General features: G+C 58.6%; 15 protein-coding genes. 10 read left to right on the top strand and 5 right to left on the bottom strand.

Features of this window, described 5'->3' with window-relative positions:
- Nucleotides 1-333: 333 nt before the first annotated feature.
- From KGB27_RS18125 to KGB27_RS18085, 9 genes are all read left to right on the top strand, one after another.
- Nucleotides 334-915 carry a YjfI family protein gene (locus KGB27_RS18125; RefSeq protein ID WP_085988408.1) on the top strand — a complete coding sequence of 194 codons (582 nt, stop codon included), beginning with the start codon at nt 334-336 and terminating at the stop codon, nt 913-915.
- A gap of 25 nt (nt 916-940) precedes the next feature.
- A complete protein-coding gene (locus KGB27_RS18120) occupies nt 941-1,639 on the top strand; it encodes a PspA/IM30 family protein (protein ID WP_223555571.1) in 699 nt (232 codons plus the stop codon).
- Between the two features lie 156 nt (nt 1,640-1,795).
- Nucleotides 1,796-2,359 (top strand): rhomboid family intramembrane serine protease, encoded by a 564-nt coding sequence (locus tag KGB27_RS18115; protein ID WP_008041319.1) that lies wholly within the window; start codon nt 1,796-1,798, stop codon nt 2,357-2,359.
- 71 nt (nt 2,360-2,430) lie between these two features.
- Entirely contained in the window at nt 2,431-3,465 is a 1,035-nt protein-coding gene (locus KGB27_RS18110) for an ion channel (protein ID WP_008041318.1), read from the top strand.
- The gene (locus tag KGB27_RS18105; protein WP_223555569.1) at nt 3,452-4,126 is read left to right on the top strand and encodes a DUF2491 family protein; all 675 of its coding nucleotides are present in this window, start codon (nt 3,452-3,454) and stop codon (nt 4,124-4,126) included. The genes KGB27_RS18110 and KGB27_RS18105 overlap by 14 nt, the downstream gene beginning before the upstream one ends.
- Nucleotides 4,127-4,140: 14 nt before the next feature.
- Complete coding sequence (locus tag KGB27_RS18100) at nt 4,141-4,569, top strand: DUF350 domain-containing protein (RefSeq protein ID WP_008030949.1); 429 nt, start codon at nt 4,141-4,143, stop codon at nt 4,567-4,569.
- An 18-nt stretch (nt 4,570-4,587) separates the two neighbouring features.
- A complete protein-coding gene (locus KGB27_RS18095; protein ID WP_008041314.1) occupies nt 4,588-5,301 on the top strand; it encodes a DUF1190 domain-containing protein in 714 nt (237 codons plus the stop codon).
- A 12-nt stretch (nt 5,302-5,313) separates the two neighbouring features.
- Nucleotides 5,314-6,471, top strand: a complete 1,158-nt coding sequence (locus KGB27_RS18090) for a glutathionylspermidine synthase family protein (RefSeq protein ID WP_223555567.1) — start codon at nt 5,314-5,316, stop codon at nt 6,469-6,471.
- Nucleotides 6,472-6,627: 156 nt separating this feature from the next.
- Nucleotides 6,628-8,832, top strand: a complete 2,205-nt coding sequence (locus KGB27_RS18085) for an OsmC domain/YcaO domain-containing protein (RefSeq protein WP_223555564.1) — start codon at nt 6,628-6,630, stop codon at nt 8,830-8,832.
- A gap of 184 nt (nt 8,833-9,016) precedes the next feature.
- On the opposite strand, the gene KGB27_RS18080 is transcribed toward KGB27_RS18085, so the two are convergent.
- Nucleotides 9,017-9,541, bottom strand: a complete 525-nt coding sequence (locus KGB27_RS18080) for a single-stranded DNA-binding protein (RefSeq protein WP_008041307.1) — start codon at nt 9,539-9,541, stop codon at nt 9,017-9,019.
- Nucleotides 9,542-9,550: 9 nt separating this feature from the next.
- A complete protein-coding gene (locus KGB27_RS18075; protein ID WP_008030907.1) occupies nt 9,551-10,948 on the bottom strand; it encodes an MFS transporter in 1,398 nt (465 codons plus the stop codon).
- Between the two features lie 191 nt (nt 10,949-11,139).
- Here KGB27_RS18075 and uvrA point away from each other — a divergent pair, with 191 nt between their 5' ends.
- A complete protein-coding gene (gene uvrA, locus KGB27_RS18070; RefSeq protein WP_223481011.1) occupies nt 11,140-13,974 on the top strand; it encodes an excinuclease ABC subunit UvrA in 2,835 nt (944 codons plus the stop codon).
- Between the two features lie 136 nt (nt 13,975-14,110).
- Here the strand turns inward: uvrA and bfr are convergent, their stop codons facing one another.
- The 3 genes from bfr to rplQ form a co-directional block, all read right to left on the bottom strand.
- The gene (bfr, locus tag KGB27_RS18065; RefSeq protein ID WP_008030905.1) at nt 14,111-14,575 is read right to left on the bottom strand and encodes a bacterioferritin; all 465 of its coding nucleotides are present in this window, start codon (nt 14,573-14,575) and stop codon (nt 14,111-14,113) included.
- A gap of 149 nt (nt 14,576-14,724) precedes the next feature.
- Nucleotides 14,725-16,179 carry a catalase gene (locus KGB27_RS18060; protein ID WP_192420659.1) on the bottom strand — a complete coding sequence of 485 codons (1,455 nt, stop codon included), beginning with the start codon at nt 16,177-16,179 and terminating at the stop codon, nt 14,725-14,727.
- 189 nt (nt 16,180-16,368) lie between these two features.
- Entirely contained in the window at nt 16,369-16,755 is a 387-nt protein-coding gene (gene rplQ / locus KGB27_RS18055) for a 50S ribosomal protein L17 (protein ID WP_007943777.1), read from the bottom strand.
- Nucleotides 16,756-16,757: the final 2 nt, after the last annotated feature.

Raw genomic sequence — 16,757 nt, 5'->3', positions numbered from 1 at the left:
GCGAGGCACCGAACGAAAGGGGCAAGAGCCCTTGGTTACTTGGGGCTTTTCCAAGTGACTCGCCGTAAGGGCGAAACCAATATCCGCCATCACCCAAAAAACGGATATACCCCCAATCCCCGCCCCCACCACCCACAAAAAAATCTCACGCGTGAGCTATTGAGCCCAGCGAAAATTGCCTGTAGTGTTTCTCACGCGTGAGTTTTTCACAACGAGGTCAGCACCATGAACAGCAGCTCTCCATCAGATCCGCCTTCCGGGTCTGTGAACGATTCAGCAAGCCGCAAGGGAGAGCGCTCGAAACCGTCCGCGAAAAAACCGTCGAGCTTCTACATGAAGCAGATGCGCGCGGGCCTGGGTGCCGCCGGTTATGTAAAACACGAGACTTGGGTGCTTCCCGAAAACCGAAGCCTGCTCAAGCAGATGGAGAAACAGCTACGCCAACCGATCCTGGCTGGCTCATTCATGTCGGAGAATTACATGAGCGCAGGTAACAACTGGAACATCGATCGCCTCTACAGCGCCCTTCAAGCCCTGGACGAAGTGGTCTCGAACGACATCACCCTCTCCCTCGTCCAAGGCTCCGAATCCAGCATCAAGCTGGAAATGAACGACTTCGGTGGCTTGCCGATTTACATCGCGGTAGTGGGCGACCAGATCATCGTCGATACCGTGCTGGTCGACGTCGAGTCGATCAAGGACGTGCCGGCCTTCAATGATGCCGTGCTGCGCAGCCGGGAAATGTTCCCGCTGTCGTCGATCGGCATCGAGTCCATGCCCAACGGGCAGGTCGTTTACAACATGTTTGGCGCGCTCAGCTCCGACTCGAGCCTGACCAACGTCGTGACCGAGGTCAAAACCCTCGTCGACAACGTGCAGCGCGCCAGCGAAGCCTTCGAACGTTTTTTCAATTAATTATTCGGGAATCAGGGAAAATCCAATGACTCAGTCCATCTGGAGCAAATTGTTCACCGCACTGCGTGGCGGTGCCAATGAAGTCGGCGAATCGATCGTCGACCAACAGGCCCTGCGCATCCTCGACCAGGAAATCCGCGATGCCGACAGCGCGCTGGCCAACGCCAAGCGTGAACTGGTCACCATCATGGCCAAGCACAAACTGTCCGCAGATCGCGTCAGCGAGTACAACGCCAAGATCAAGGACCTGGAATCCAAGGCGCTGGCCGCCATTCAGGCCAACCGCGAAGACCTGGCACTGGAAGTGGCCGAAGCCATTTCGACCCTGACCAACGAGCTGGATGTCGAGCAGAAGCAGGCCACCGAATTCGGCGGTTATGCGGACAACATGCGCAAAGACATCACCAAGGCTGAAAACCGCATCAAGAGCCTGCGCCAGCAAGTGGACATGGCCAAGGCCCGCGAAAGCGTACAGAAAGCCCAGGTCAGCGCGTCCATCGCCAGCGGCGGCGCCAATGGCAAACTGGAAACCGCAGTCGGCACGCTGAACCGCTTGCAAGCCAAGCAGCAGCAACGCGCCGCTGAACTGGAAGCCCAGGACCAACTGGCCGATGCATCGACTGGCACTGACCTGGAGCGCAAACTGCGCGAAGCCGGCATCACGCCGGACGCGGGCAGCGCCAACGCGATCCTGGAGCGCCTGAAGCAGAAATCGGCTGAGTAACCCACTCAGTCGCAGATGCATAACCTGTGGGAGCTAGCCTGCTAGCGATTACGGTTTGTCAGGCGACATTAATGTTGACTGACACTCCCTCTTCGCGAGCAGGCTCGCTCCCACATTGGATATGCGTTTCAGTTTTTCGTTGAATCGAGGTCAAGGATGGATGCCCTGAAGGGTTTCAAGACAATCGCCAGCCTCGCCATTTTCATGGTGGCGCTGCAACTGCTCAACGTTGCGACCGGCTACAGCCTTGTGGCATTCGGCCTGGTGCCGAGAACAGCCCACGGACTGGTCGGTATCATCACCTCGCCTTTTTTGCACGCGTCCTTTGCGCACCTCAGCGCCAACCTGATTCCCTTCCTGATTCTGGGCACCCTGGTCATTGTCGACGGGCTCAACCGTTTCCTGGCCGTCAGCGCGATCATCATTCTGCTGGGCGGCGCGCTGGTCTGGCTGTTCGGATTTTCCGGCGTGCACATTGGCGCCAGCGGCTGGGTATTCGGACTGTGGGCCTACCTCCTGTCCCGCGCCTGGTTTCACCGCAGTTGGGGCAACCTGATCACGGCCAGCGTCGTGGCGCTGCTCTATGGCGGCCTGGTCTTTGGCTTCCTTCCGCGTCAGGGTGTGTCCTTCGAAGGACATCTCTTTGGGGCGCTCGCCGGATTTATTGCAGCCAAGGTACTTTTCTCTGCGCCGCGCAGCAGGTTTAATGCCGCCGGTTAACCGCACTTGAGCATTCAGACGCCGAGGCGATAACGTCGCCAGGAATGAATACCCACGGAGTCAGGGACGAAATGTCGATTTTCCTTTTATTGCGCATGTATGCCTCGTCCCTCTTCCACCGATTCGGTTGGGCAGGGCTGGTCATCGCCTTGGCCGTGCACCTGACCACGGCGTATCTGGGCCTGGTGTTGCTGGGCGAACAGCACCTCACCGCCCCCGCCACGTTTACCTACTTCTATCTCACCACCACGCTTACCGTAGGCTATGGCGATCTCGCGCCACAGACATCGGCGGGGCGCATTTTCGTGGCCACCTGGGTCATGCTCGGCGGCATTGCGCTGCTGACGGCAGCCATCGGCAAAACCACCAGCAGCGTTATCGATGTATGGAGAAAAAGCATGAAGGGCAAAGGTGACTACACCGGCAATGTCGGGCATACGGTGCTCATCGGCTGGGAAGGTGCGTCCAGCGAACGGGTCGTTGAGTTGTTGCTTCAGGATGAAACCTCCAACGACAACCTGATCGTCATTTGCGATTGCACCCTTGAAGAAAACCCCATGCCCGGCCAGGCGTCCTTCATCAAGGGCGAAAGCCTGTCCTCGGTGGCGCTGCTACTGCGCGCTGGCGTTCCCGGTGCCGAACGCGTTCTGGTGCGAACCCATTCAGACGACCTGACCCTGGCCACCGTGCTGGCGGTCAATCAACTGAAGCCTGTCGGGCATGTGGTCGCCCACTTCAATGACAGTGAAATCGCCTCGCTCGCCAGTGCCTACGCCCCCAGCCTGGAATGCACATCAAGCATGGCCATCGAGATGCTTGTGCGCGCGTCCCAGGACCCCGGCTCGTCCGTGGTCATCAACGAATTGCTGTGCGTGGGCCAGGGCGCGACCCAATACCTGATGAAACTGCCCGATACGTTTAACGCGACCTTCGGCGATCTGTACACGCAGATGAAAGAACGTCACAACGCCACCCTCATCGGCTACCGCGCCAAGGGCGCCCGACAACCATCGATCAACCCGCCTGGCGCCACACGCGTCGAGGGCGGCGAGCTCTTCTACATCGCCTCCACTCGCCTCAAGGAAATCTCCAATGGGATGGTTTAAACAGTTGTTGGGGCTTGAGGCCCCGAACGCGAATTCAGAATCGAAATGGACCGCCAGCGAAACCCAACCGGCCGCCGGCCCGCTGGGTCTGGCACTGGGCAAAGGCGTGATGTTCGACAGCACGCTGCAATTGTTACTCGACGAAAAAACTGCCGTGGCCATCCCCGGCTCGCAGCAGGTCTGGAGCAACGGCACCATTGACCTCGGGCAGTCGACCTGGCTGTCGCGCTACTACATGAACGACGAAGACTACTGGCTGCAAGTGCACACCACCGGCGACATCGCCGGCCAGGTCGAGTCGGTGATCCTGTTCAACTACCTCAGTTACATCACCATCAGCAGCGAAGCGGAGCTGCGCCGTCTGGCCGGCCCGAATAGCCTGATCGGGCTGCCGACCTACACCCACAACGGCGTCGAATACACCCGTGAATGGGGCTCCGAGAATGGCCAGACTGAACTGGTGGCGTTGAGCGAACAGCTGAAAAACCCGGATGAGTCCTACAGCGTCGAGCACCGTTCGATGCTGTACGCCCGCGAAACCGGCCTGACCGACCGCCGTGAATTCCTGCTGTTTTCTGTCGAAGAAGACGCCGAAGGCACGATCAGCTTGAGCACTTCGCTGGGCATTTCGCTGTACACCACCGACCTGAACACTTTTTAAAAAGGAAGAAACCCATGCTAGAAGCGCTCTCCGTCTCCCTGAACAAAGCCGCCGTGCTCGGGTTTGTTGCGTACATCCTCGGCGCCGCCGTGCTGTTCGCGCTGTTCCAGTTCATCTACACCCGCATCACCCCGCACAAGGAATTCGAGCTGATCCGTTCGGGCAACGTCGCGGCTGCAATCGCCTTGGGCGGCGCGGTCATCGGTTTCGCGATTCCGGCCAGCAACGTGATCGCCTACTCGGTCAGCCTCCTCGACTTCGTGGTCTGGGCAGTCATCGCCGCGTTCGTGCAATTGTTGGCGTTCCTGATGACCAGCCTGGTGCTCAAGGGCACCTCCGAGCGCATCAAGAAAGGTGAAATCGCCGCCGGTATCTACGTGGCAGCCGTGGCCATCAGCGTCGGCATGTTGAACGCCGCCTGCATGACCCCTTCCTCGAACTGATCGCGCACGGAGCTCCCGATGAAACGAAGCAAGTACGTTCAGCTGTCGCTGGCAGCCTCGGTCGCGATGGCGATTTCGGGCTGCGGGCCGACGGAAAAAACCTACTCGGTGCAGAAAAAGTACAACTTCCAGTCCGTGCAGCAATGCGCCGATGAAAAACTTCCGGTGGACGTCTGCTCGGACGCCTTCATGACCGCCATGGCCGAACATCGACGCATTGCACCGGTGTACGACAACCAGGCCGATTGCGAAGCCGACTTCGTCGCCGACTGGTGCCAGCAGGACTCCGCCGGCAAGTTCATCCCCAAACTCGGCGGCTTCGAGCTGACCGCCAATGGCGAGGTGACGCAATCCCAGGTGGACGCCGCCAAAGCGCAACTGCCTGCCTCGGAAGCGAACAGTGGCGGTTCGGGATTCTCCGGCACCAGCCTGCTGACCGGCCTGCTGATCGGCAACATGTTGAGCAACAACCGCAACAGCTACTATTCCGAGCCGGTGTACCGCTACCGCGATGACCGTGGCAGCTATTCGTCTTCGACACTCGGCCAGCGGATTTCGAAAGGTTCGACCTTTACCAAATCCAATCAGGCGCGATACGGCAGCAGCAACTACGCCGACTCGATTCGTTCCGCCAGCAAACCGGTGTCCGTTGCCTCGTCCACTTCCCGTGGCGGCTTCGGCAGCAAAGCCAGTGCGCGCAGCGGCTGGGGTGGCGGCGGGTCGAGCAGTTAAGGAAACAGGGCCATGAAGAAAATCCTCTGCACAGAGCGTCATGACTGGAAACAGACCGCCGAAAACCTCGGCTTTCTGTTCCACACCATCGACGACGAACCCTATTGGGACGAGAGCGCGTACTACCAGTTCACGCTCAAGCAGATCGAGAACGATCTCGAAGACCCGACCACCGAGATCCATGAGATGTGCATGGACCTGGTGGCTCGCGTGGTGCAGAGCGAGGAGTTGCTGGAACGCCTGAGCATTCCGGCAGCGTTCTACGACCTGGTTCGTACGTCATGGCTCGAAGGTCATCCGCATCTGTACGGGCGCATGGACTTTTCCTACAACGGCAACGGCCCGGCCAAGCTGCTGGAGCTCAACTACGACACGCCGACCAGCCTCTACGAAGCGGCGGCGTTCCAGTGGGGCTGGCTGGAGCAGTGCATTGAGCGTGGTTTGTTGCCCAAGAACGCCGACCAGTTCAACAGCATCGACACCAAGCTGCATCAGGCCTTTGCTCAACTGCAGATCACGCAGCCCTTCTATTTCGCCTCGATGAAAGACTCGGTCGAGGACAAGGGCACCACCGATTACCTGCGGCTGGTTGCGGAAAAAGTCGGCATCGAATCCCGCCACATCGACATCGAAGACATTGGCCTCACCAGTGACGGACGTTTCGTCGATCTTGAAGATCGCTGGATTCCTCACCTGTTCAAACTGCACGCCTGGGAGTTCATCTTCCACGAGCCCTTTGGTGCAGCGATTGCCCAGAGTGATACGCAGTTTTTCGAACCAGCCTGGAAATCCATCATTTCCAACAAAGGCATCCTGCCGCTGCTGTGGGAATTCAACAAAGGCCATCCGAACCTGCTCGCCGCCCACCTGGATACCGACCCGAACAAAGCGGTGCCCAAGGGTTGGGTGCGCAAGCCATTCTTCTCGCGGGAAGGCGCCAACATCGAGCTGCAAACAGCGGACGGTCTGATCGTGAAAGAGGATGGGCCCTACACGGACGCGCCGTTTATCCTTCAGGAGTTCGCGCCGCTGCCGCAGTTTGGCGATAGCTACACGTTGATCGGTTCCTGGGTGATCGGCGATCAAGCGGCGGGCATCGGTGTGCGCGAGGACAACAGCCTGATTACCAAGGATTCCAGCCGATTCTTGCCGCACCTGATACTCGACTGAACAATTACCGTCAGTGAAAAAGCCCGTTGCCATGCATCGGGCGTCGGGGTGAAACAGGTGTAAACCCGATCAGGGACCCGACAACCACAAGACTTACCGCTGAAAAGCCGGATAATGGCGGCCAAATCGTCTAGCCCGTTATTCTGGTACCCCCCCATGGAAATCAAGGTCAACTTTCTCGACAACCTTCGGCTTGAAGCCAAGTTCGACGACTTCACGGTGGTGGCCGACCAACCAATCCGCTACAAGGGCGATGGCTCGGCACCCGGTCCGTTCGACTACTTCCTGGCTTCGTCGGCGTTGTGTGCGGCGTATTTCGTGAAGTTGTACTGCAGCACACGCAATATCCCCACGGATAACATCCGCCTGTCGCAGAACAACATTGTTGACCCGGAAAACCGCTACAACCAGATTTTCAAGATCCAGGTCGAGTTGCCCGCGGACATCTCCGACAAGGACCGCCAGGGCATCCTGCGTTCCATCGACCGTTGCACCGTGAAAAAAGTGGTGCAGGCCGGGCCTGAGTTTGTGATCGAAGAAGTGGAAAACCTCGACGCCGATGCCCAGGCGCTGTTGATGCCTGCTTCCAGCTCAGAGGCGAGCACTTACATTGCGGGTAAGGATCTGCCGCTGGAACAAACCATCGCCAACATGTCGGCCATCCTGGCGGACCTGGGCATGAAGATTGAAATCGCCTCGTGGCGCAATATCGTGCCCAATGTGTGGTCGCTGCATATCCGCGATGCACACTCGCCGATGTGCTTCACCAACGGCAAGGGTGCGACCAAGGAAGGCGCACTGGCGTCGGCGTTGGGCGAGTTTATCGAGCGGCTCAACTGCAACTTCTTCTACAACGACCAGTTCTGGGGCGAAGACATCGCCAACGCGGAATTTGTGCATTATCCGGACGAGCGCTGGTTCAAGCCTGGCCGTAAAGACGCGCTGCCGACCGAGATTCTCGACGAGTACTGCCTGAAGATTTACAACCGCGACGGCGAGTTGCGCGGTTCCCATCTGATCGACACCAACTCGGGCAATGAAGAGCGCGGTATCTGCTCGCTGCCGTACGTGCGCCAGTCGGACGGCGAGGTGGTGTATTTCCCGTCCAACCTGATTGAAAACCTGTACCTGAGCAACGGCATGAGTGCCGGCAACACGCTGGCCGAAGCGCAGGTGCAGTGCCTGTCGGAGATCTTCGAGCGCGCGGTAAAACGCGAAATCATCGAAGGTGAATTTGCACTGCCGGATGTGCCGGCCCACGTGCTGGCGAAGTACCCAGGGATCCTCGCCGGCATTCAGGCGCTGGAAGAACAGGGTTTCCCGGTGTTGGTGAAGGATGCGTCTCTGGGCGGTGAATTCCCGGTGATGTGCGTCACGTTGATGAACCCGCGTACCGGCGGTGTGTTCGCCTCGTTCGGCGCGCACCCAAGCCTTGAAGTGGCACTGGAACGCAGCCTCACCGAATTGCTGCAAGGCCGCAGCTTCGAAGGCCTCAACGACCTGCCCCAGCCGACGTTTGAAGGTCATGCGGTGACCGAGCCGAATAACTTCGTCGAGCACTTCATCGACTCGAGCGGCGTTGTGTCGTGGCGCTTCTTCAGTTCGAAGTCGGATTACGAATTCGTGGAGTGGGACTTCTCCGGCCAGGGTGAAAACTCGAATACCGAGGAAGCCGCGACCTTGTTCGGCATTCTCGAAGGCATGGGCAAGGAAGTGTACATGGCGGTCTACGAGCATATCGGCGCGACGGCCTGCCGCATTCTGGTGCCGGACTATTCGGAAATTTATCCAGTAGACGATCTGATCTGGGATAACACCAACAAAGCGCTGTTCTTCCGCGAAGACATCCTGAACCTGCATCGCCTGGACGAAGACGAACTGCGAGCGCTGGTCGAGCGCCTGGTGGAAAGTGAGCTGGACGACTACACCGACATCACCAGCTTGATCGGCATCGAATTTGACGACAATACCGCTTGGGGTCAGTTGACGATCCTGGAGTTGAAGCTGCTGATTTATCTCGCCCTGCAACAATTTGAAGAGGCGAAAGAAGCAGTGGAAATGTTCCTGCAGTACAACGACAACACGGTTGAGCGCGGCTTGTTCTACCAGGCCGTCAATGTGGTGCTGGAGATGAAACTGGACGAAGACCTGGAACTGGAAGACTACGAGGCCAATTTCCGCCGGATGTTTGGCAGCGAGCGGACGGACGCAGCAATCGGCTCGGTGGACGGGACCGTGCGCTTCCATGGCTTGACGCCGACCAGCATGAAACTGGAGGGGCTCGACAGGCACCTGCGCCTGATCGACAGCTACAAAAAACTGCACACGGCGCGGGCCAATGTGACCATTTCCCCCCGTTGAGCGCAAACCTGTAGGAGCCGGCTTGCCGGCGATGAACGATTACGCGGTTTACCTGGCTAACCGCGGTGCTTGAATCGCCAGCAAGCCGGCTCCTACAAATAGCGTGCAAAAGAAAACCCCCGACCAGTCCAGAGGACCGATCGGGGGTTTCGAGGCTAAACCTTACAAAGGCCTAAGCCATATCCTAGAACGGGATATCGTCATCAAAGCTGTCGAAATCCGGAGCCGGCTGAGGAGCGGCCTGCTGTGGAGCCGGACGCGACTGTTGCGGTGCCGACTGCTGCGGACGCGGCGCCTGCTGCTGGCGTGGAGCCGGAGCGGACTGCTGGTAGTTGTTGCCCCCGCCTTGTTGGTCGCCCTGCTGTGGACGGCCGCCCAGCAGTTGCATGGTGCCTTGCATGTCGACCACGATTTCAGTGGTGTAACGCTTGATACCGTCTTTTTCCCACTCGCGGGTCTGCAGCTTGCCTTCGATGTAGACCTGCGAACCTTTACGCAGGTATTCGCCGGCGATTTCCGCCACTTTGCCGAACATCGACACACGGTGCCATTCGGTCTTCTCGACCTTCTGACCGGTCTGCTTGTCGGTCCACTGTTCGCTGGTCGCCAGACTCAGGTTGGTCACGGCGTTACCGTTAGGCAAGTAGCGAACTTCGGGATCCTGGCCGCAAGTGCCGACCAATATGACTTTGTTAACCCCACGGGCCATAACGTTCTCCTAGGCTACGCACGCTGCCTCGGGCGGGTTGTTCACCAGACGCTCGAGGGTAGTGCGATCCAATAGTTCTGTGTCCAATTTGATGTAAATCGCTGCTTCATCAGCAACGATTACCGCATCTGTTACCCCTACGACGGCCTTCAGGCGCTCAACCAGACCCGCTTCGCGGATCGCCTCGGGCGACAACGGCAAGCGCAGGCTCGTGACATAAGGTGGTTCGCGCATGGTAACAGCAAAGGCCAGCCAGAGGGCAGCCAGGCCGGCGCATCCGAGGAAGACAACCGACAGACCGCCATGCTGGAACATCCAGCCGCCGAGGATCCCGCCCAGTGCCGATCCGAGGAACTGACTGGTGGAATAAACCCCCATCGCCGTGCCCTTGCCGCCCGCCGGTGAAACCTTGCTGATCAGCGATGGCAACGAAGCTTCCAGCAAGTTGAACGCGGTAAAGAACACCACCGTCCCGATCACCAGGGCCCGCAAGCTATCGCCGAACTGCCAGAAGAATAGCTCAGTGAGCATCAGCGTCAGCACTGCGCCCAATAAAACTCGTTTCATTTTGCGTTTCTTCTCGCCGTAGATAATGAACGGGATCATGGCGAAGAAGGAAATCAGCAGCGCGGTCAGGTAGACCCACCAGTGCTGCTCTTTGGGCAGCCCGGCTTTTTCGACCAGGGCCAGCGGCAATGCAACGAAGCTCGACATCAACATCGCGTGCAACACAAAAATACCCAGGTCCAGGCGCAGCAGGTCCGGGTGCTTGAGCGTCGGCATCAGTGCCTGGCGCGCGACGCCGGATTCACGGTGCTGCAACGGCCCGGTGGAGCGCGGCACCATGAACATCACGATCACGATACCCACCAGCGCCATGCCACCGGTGGCGAGGAACAACCCGGACAGCCCAAAGGCACGAGTCAGCAACGGTCCTACCACCATGGCGACCGCGAACGACAGACCAATCGTCATGCCGATCATGGCCATGGCTTTGGTCCGATGCTGTTCGCGGGTCAGGTCTGACAGCAACGCCATCACTGCTGCGGAAATCGCCCCGGCGCCTTGCAGGATTCGTCCGGCGATAACGCCCCAGATCGAATCAGCGTTGGCCGCCAGCACACTGCCGAGGGCGAACACGATCAGCCCCAGGTAAATCACCGGGCGGCGCCCGATGCGGTCGGAAATGAAGCCGAACGGAATCTGAAATATCGCCTGGGTCAGGCCGTAAGCGCCAATCGCCAGCCCGATGAGGGCCGGGGTCGCTCCTGCCAGATCCATCCCATAGGTCGCCAGTACCGGCAACACCATGAACATGCCAAGCATACGGAACGCGAACACGAGGGCCAGACCGCTTGCTGCGCGGGTCTCACTGCCACTCATGCGTTCGCTGTGGGGATCGTGCATGGAAAAACCTCATGTGAACCGGCGGCGATTCTACCAGTCCCATCGATTGACAGGGTATATCGCGACGCTTTGACGCGTTCCGCTGACAGACTCTTCATGTACGACAGTAAACCACTCGTTTGATAGTGTGCATCCATCCAGTATTTGGCCGTATACTCCTACGTTTTCGACGCCCGCCGAGCGAGGCCACTTTGGACAAGATCCTGATTCGTGGGGCCCGAACCCACAACCTGAAGAACATCGACCTGACCCTGCCACGGGACAAACTGATCGTCATCACCGGCTTGTCCGGATCCGGCAAATCGTCCCTGGCGTTCGACACGCTGTACGCCGAAGGCCAGCGCCGCTATGTCGAGTCGCTGTCGGCCTATGCCCGGCAGTTTTTGTCGATGATGGAAAAGCCTGACGTCGACACCATTGAAGGTTTGTCGCCAGCCATTTCCATTGAGCAGAAGTCGACCTCGCACAACCCGCGTTCGACGGTCGGCACCATCACCGAAATCTACGACTATCTGCGCCTGCTCTACGCTCGCGTCGGTATTCCGCGCTGCCCGGATCACGACATTCCGCTGGAAGCGCAGACCGTCAGCCAGATGGTCGACCTGGTCCTCGCCCAACCGGAGGGCAGCAAACTGATGCTGCTGGCGCCGGTGATTCGCGAGCGCAAAGGCGAACACCTTTCGGTCTTCGAAGAACTGCGCGCCCAGGGCTTTGTCCGGGCCCGGGTCAACGGCAGGATCTGCGAACTGGACGAACTGCCGAAGCTGGACAAGCAGAAGAAGCATTCGATTGACGTCATCGTCGACCGCTTCAAGGTCCGCGCCGATCTGCAACAGCGTCTGGCCGAATCCTTCGAGACTGCGCTGAAACTGGCGGACGGCATTGCCCTGGTCGCACCGATGGACGACGAACCCGGCGAAGAGATCATCTTCTCCGCGCGCTTCGCCTGCCCGATCTGCGGTCACGCGATCAGCGAGCTGGAACCCAAGCTGTTCTCCTTCAACAACCCGGCCGGCGCCTGCCCGACGTGCGATGGTCTGGGCGTGAAGCAATTCTTCGACATCAAGCGACTGGTCAATGGCGAACTGACTCTGGCCGAAGGTGCGATTCGCGGCTGGGACAGGCGTAACGTCTATTACTTCCAGATGCTCGGGTCGCTGGCGGCGCACTACAAGTTCAGCCTCGAAGTACCGTTCAACGAACTGCCGGCCGAGCAGCAGAAATTCATCCTGCACGGCAGCGGCTCCCAGAACGTCGATTTCAAATACCTGAATGACCGTGGCGACATCGTCAAACGTTCGCACCCGTTCGAAGGCATCGTGCCAAACCTGGAACGTCGCTACCGCGAAACCGAATCGGCATCGGTGCGCGAAGAGCTGGCCAAGTTCCTCAGCACCCAGCATTGCCCGGATTGCCGTGGCACCCGCCTGCGTCGCGAGGCGCGGCATGTCTGGGTCGGCGAGAAGACGCTGCCGGCGGTAACCAATCTGCCGATTGGCGATGCATGCGAATACTTCGGCGTGCTGAAGCTGACCGGGCGTCGCGGTGAAATTGCCGACAAGATCCTCAAGGAAATCCGCGAGCGCCTGCAGTTCCTGGTCAACGTCGGCCTCGATTATCTGTCGCTGGATCGCAGTGCCGACACGTTGTCCGGTGGCGAGGCGCAGCGGATTCGTCTGGCCAGTCAGATTGGTGCCGGTCTGGTGGGCGTTCTATACATCCTCGATGAACCGTCGATTGGTCTGCACCAGCGCGACAACGACCGTTTGCTCGGCACGCTCAAGCACCTGCGCGACATCGGCAACACGGTGATCGTGGTCGAACACGATGAAGATGCCATTCGCCTGGCTGACTATGTCGTGGATATCGGCCCGGGTGCCGGCGTGCACGGGGGGCATATCGTCGCCGAAGGTACGCCAGCGGAAGTTATGGCTCACCCTGACTCGCTGACCGGCAAGTACTTGTCGGGTCGGGTGAAGATTGCCGTTCCAGCCAAACGCACACCGCGTAACAAGAAGTTGTCGCTGTCCCTCAAGGGCGCTCGCGGCAACAACTTGCGCAACGTCGATCTGGAGATTCCGATTGGCCTGCTGACCTGCGTTACCGGCGTCTCCGGTTCGGGCAAGTCGACGTTGATCAACAACACGCTGTTTCCTTTGAGTGCGACGGCACTCAACGGTGCGACAACGCTTGAGGCTGCGGCTCACGACAGCATCAAAGGGCTGGAGCACCTGGACAAGGTCGTCGACATCGACCAGAGCCCGATCGGCCGCACGCCACGCTCCAACCCGGCGACGTACACCGGGCTGTTCACGCCGATTCGCGAACTGTTCGCCGGCGTGCCGGAATCCCGTTCCCGCGGTTACGGGCCGGGGCGTTTCTCCTTCAACGTGAAGGGCGGACGCTGCGAAGCCTGCCAGGGCGACGGCCTGATCAAGGTTGAAATGCACTTCCTGCCGGACATCTATGTTCCGTGCGACGTCTGCAAGAGCAAGCGCTACAACCGCGAAACGCTGGAGATCAAGTACAAGGGCAAGAGCATCCACGAAACCCTCGAGATGACCATCGAGGAAGCCCGGGTGTTCTTCGACGCGGTGCCGGCACTGGCACGCAAGCTTCAGACGCTGATGGATGTCGGCCTGTCGTACATCAAGCTGGGGCAATCGGCGACCACCCTGTCTGGTGGTGAAGCGCAGCGGGTGAAGCTGTCCCGCGAGCTGTCCAAGCGCGATACCGGCAAGACGCTGTACATCCTCGATGAGCCAACCACTGGTTTGCACTTCGCGGATATTCAGCAACTGCTCGACGTGCTGCATCGACTGCGCGACCACGGCAACACCGTGGTGGTGATCGAGCACAACCTGGACGTGATCAAGACTGCTGACTGGTTGGTGGATCTGGGGCCGGAAGGTGGTTCCAAAGGCGGGCAGATCATTGCCGTCGGTACGCCGGAAGAAGTCTCCGAGATGAAGCAGTCTCACACCGGTTTCTATCTCAAACCGCTGCTGGCTCGCGACAGGGACTGAATCAAGCCCATGAAAAAGCCCCTGTCACTTTGTCGGTGACAGGGGCTTTTTCGTTGACACTGTAGGAGCACAGCTTGCTGGCGATGGCGATATCAAGGAAGCCTTCGCCAGCAAGCTGTGCTCCTACGGTCCAGTGTCAGGTGTGAGATTGCAGGTAATTCTCCAGACCGATCAACTTGATCAGACCCAACTGCTTCTCGAGCCAGTAGGTGTGGTCTTCTTCGGTATCGTTCAGTTGAATGCGCAGCATCTCGCGGCTGACGTAGTCTTTGTGCTGCTCGCAGAGTTCGATGCCCTTGCAGAGTGCGGCGCGGACTTTGTATTCCAGTCGCAGGTCGGCAGCTAGCATGTCAGGAACCGTGGTGCCGACATCAAGATCGTCCGGACGCATGCGTGGCGTGCCTTCGAGCATCAGAATTCGGCGCATCAGCGCATCGGCGTGCCCCGCTTCCTCTTCCATCTCGTGGTTGATTCGTTCGTAGAGCTTGGTGAATCCCCAGTCCTCATACATCCGCGAGTGAACGAAATATTGATCACGCGCGGCCAGTTCGCCGGTCAGCAACGTGTTGAGGTAATCGATTACGTCTGGGTGGCCTTGCATCGCCCTACATCTCCCTGCTTGAAAGTCTGTAGTTTGAACCACAGCGACTGTTTGGTCACTTGGTTTGCGCGATAAAAGCGAAGATATTCTGAGAAAAGTAGTTTAAATAGCGCAAAAACCGCCCTAATGAGGGCGGTTCTGCTTCTCGTTTAGACTTCGTTAATCTGTACGTTGAGCGCCTTTGCGATTGCGTCTCCATAAGCCGGGTCGGCCTTGAAGAAATGCTGCAACTGGCGATCCACTACATCAGCGGAGACCCCTGCCATCGCGCCCGCAATATTGTTGGTCAGCAGGTTTTTCTGCTCATCACTCATCAAACGGAACAACGCACCTGCGTGGCTGTAGTAGTCCGTGTCTTCGCGATGATCGTAACGATCAGCCGCACCGCTCAATGCCAAAGCAGGCTCAGCATAACGAGGCGCCTGTTTTGGCGACTCTACGTAACTGTTCGGCTCGTAGTTCGGCGCTGCACCACCATTGCTGCCAAACGCCATGGAGCCATCACGCTGGTAGCTGTTGACCGGGCTGCGCGGCGCATTCACCGGCAGTTGCTGATGGTTGGTACCAACACGGTAGCGGTGCGCATCGGCGTAAGCGAACACTCGCCCTTGCAGCATGCGGTCTGGCGACAGGCCAACACCTGGAACCATGTTGCTCGGACCGAACGCCGCTTGTTCAACTTCCGCGAAGTAGTTCTGCGGATTGCGGTTGAGCTCGAGCTCACCCACTTCGATCAGTGGAAACTCTTTCTGCGACCAGGTCTTGGTCACATCGAAAGGGTTCTCGTAATGCGCCGCAGCCTGGGCCTCGGTCATGATCTGAATGCACACACGCCATTTGGGGAAGTCACCGCGCTCAATCGCTTCGAACAAGTCGCGCTGTGCGTAATCCGGATCGGTGCCCGCCAGGCGAGCAGCTTCTGCCGGCGCCAGGTTCTTGATCCCTTGCTGGGTCTTGTAATGCCACTTCACCCAGTGACGCTCGCCGCTGGCACTGATCAGGCTGTAAGTGTGGCTGCCGAAGCCGTGCATGTGACGGTAGCCGTCAGGGATGCCACGGTCCGAAAACAGGATGGTGACCTGGTGCAGCGCCTCAGGCGAGTGCGACCAGAAGTCCCACATCATCTGCGCACTTTTCAGGTTGCTTTGCGGCAGGCGTTTTTGGGTGTGGATAAAGTCCGGAAACTTGAGCGGATCGCGAATGAAGAACACTGGCGTGTTGTTGCCAACGATGTCCCAGTTGCCTTCTTCGGTATAGAACTTCAGGGCAAAGCCACGTGGGTCGCGTTCCGTGTCAGCCGAGCCGCGCTCACCGCCCACGGTGGAAAACCGCAGAAAGGTTGGGGTCTGCTTGCCGACGGATTCGAACAGCTTGGCGCTGGTGTATTCAGTGATGTCGCGCGTCACGGTGAACGTACCGTAAGCACCCGAGCCCTTGGCGTGTACGCGGCGCTCAGGAATGTTTTCACGGTTGAAGTGGGCAAGCTTCTCGATCAGGTGGAAGTCGTCGAGTAGCAATGGGCCACGAGGACCGGCGGAGCGGGAATTCTGGTTGTCGGCGACAGGAGCGCCACTGGCGGTGGTAAGTATTTTATTTTGGCTCATGCGATCTCTTCCTCTGTCAGTCTTGAACTGCCGGCTAATCGGCTGAGAGGGAGTATTGATCACCAACGTTACACCTACAAATTCATTAACTTGTAAGTGTCGATAGAAAATTACTAACGAAGATCCTACTTTTCAGACGCCCACAAAAAACCGGGCACTAGGCCCGGCTCTTCGTTTCAGACTGACGTCTTACTCAGCGGATACAGCTTCACCGCCGGTAGCACGATCAACCAACTCGACGTACGCCATAGGCGCGTTGTCGCCAGTGCGGAAGCCGCACTTGAGGATGCGCAGGTAGCCACCCTCACGGGTAGCGTAACGCTTGCCCAGGTCGTTGAAGAGCTTACCAACGATAGCTTTCGAACGAGTACGGTCGAAAGCCAGACGGCGGTTAGCCAGGCTGTCTGTCTTGGCCAAAGTGATCAGCGGCTCAGCAACGCGACGCAGTTCTTTAGCTTTCGGCAGTGTAGTTTTGATCAGCTCGTGCTCGAACAGCGACACTGCCATGTTTTGAAACATGGCCTTGCGGTGCGAGCTAGTGCGGCTCAGGTGACGACCACTTTTACGATGACGCATGG

The organism is Pseudomonas sp. BF-R-01, from assembly GCF_019946615.1.
Lineage (GTDB): Bacteria > Pseudomonadota > Gammaproteobacteria > Pseudomonadales > Pseudomonadaceae > Aquipseudomonas > Aquipseudomonas migulae.
The sequence above is the reverse complement of the archived record's forward strand: the minus strand, read 5'-3'. Positions and strand labels throughout refer to the sequence as shown.

Coding starts and splice junctions, on each gene's coding strand:
- KGB27_RS18080 (WP_008041307.1), bottom strand. CDS start 9,541: ATGGCCCGTGGGGTTAACAAAGTCATATTGGTCGGCACTTGCGGCCAG.
- KGB27_RS18060 (WP_192420659.1), bottom strand. CDS start 16,179: ATGAGCCAAAATAAAATACTTACCACCGCCAGTGGCGCTCCTGTCGCC.
- KGB27_RS18120 (WP_223555571.1), top strand. CDS start 941: ATGACTCAGTCCATCTGGAGCAAATTGTTCACCGCACTGCGTGGCGGT.
- KGB27_RS18075 (WP_008030907.1), bottom strand. CDS start 10,948: ATGCACGATCCCCACAGCGAACGCATGAGTGGCAGTGAGACCCGCGCA.
- KGB27_RS18110 (WP_008041318.1), top strand. CDS start 2,431: ATGTCGATTTTCCTTTTATTGCGCATGTATGCCTCGTCCCTCTTCCAC.
- KGB27_RS18115 (WP_008041319.1), top strand. CDS start 1,796: ATGGATGCCCTGAAGGGTTTCAAGACAATCGCCAGCCTCGCCATTTTC.
- KGB27_RS18085 (WP_223555564.1), top strand. CDS start 6,628: ATGGAAATCAAGGTCAACTTTCTCGACAACCTTCGGCTTGAAGCCAAG.
- KGB27_RS18100 (WP_008030949.1), top strand. CDS start 4,141: ATGCTAGAAGCGCTCTCCGTCTCCCTGAACAAAGCCGCCGTGCTCGGG.
- KGB27_RS18090 (WP_223555567.1), top strand. CDS start 5,314: ATGAAGAAAATCCTCTGCACAGAGCGTCATGACTGGAAACAGACCGCC.
- KGB27_RS18105 (WP_223555569.1), top strand. CDS start 3,452: ATGGGATGGTTTAAACAGTTGTTGGGGCTTGAGGCCCCGAACGCGAAT.
- KGB27_RS18095 (WP_008041314.1), top strand. CDS start 4,588: ATGAAACGAAGCAAGTACGTTCAGCTGTCGCTGGCAGCCTCGGTCGCG.
- KGB27_RS18125 (WP_085988408.1), top strand. CDS start 334: ATGAAGCAGATGCGCGCGGGCCTGGGTGCCGCCGGTTATGTAAAACAC.
- rplQ (WP_007943777.1), bottom strand. CDS start 16,755: ATGCGTCATCGTAAAAGTGGTCGTCACCTGAGCCGCACTAGCTCGCAC.
- bfr (WP_008030905.1), bottom strand. CDS start 14,575: ATGCAAGGCCACCCAGACGTAATCGATTACCTCAACACGTTGCTGACC.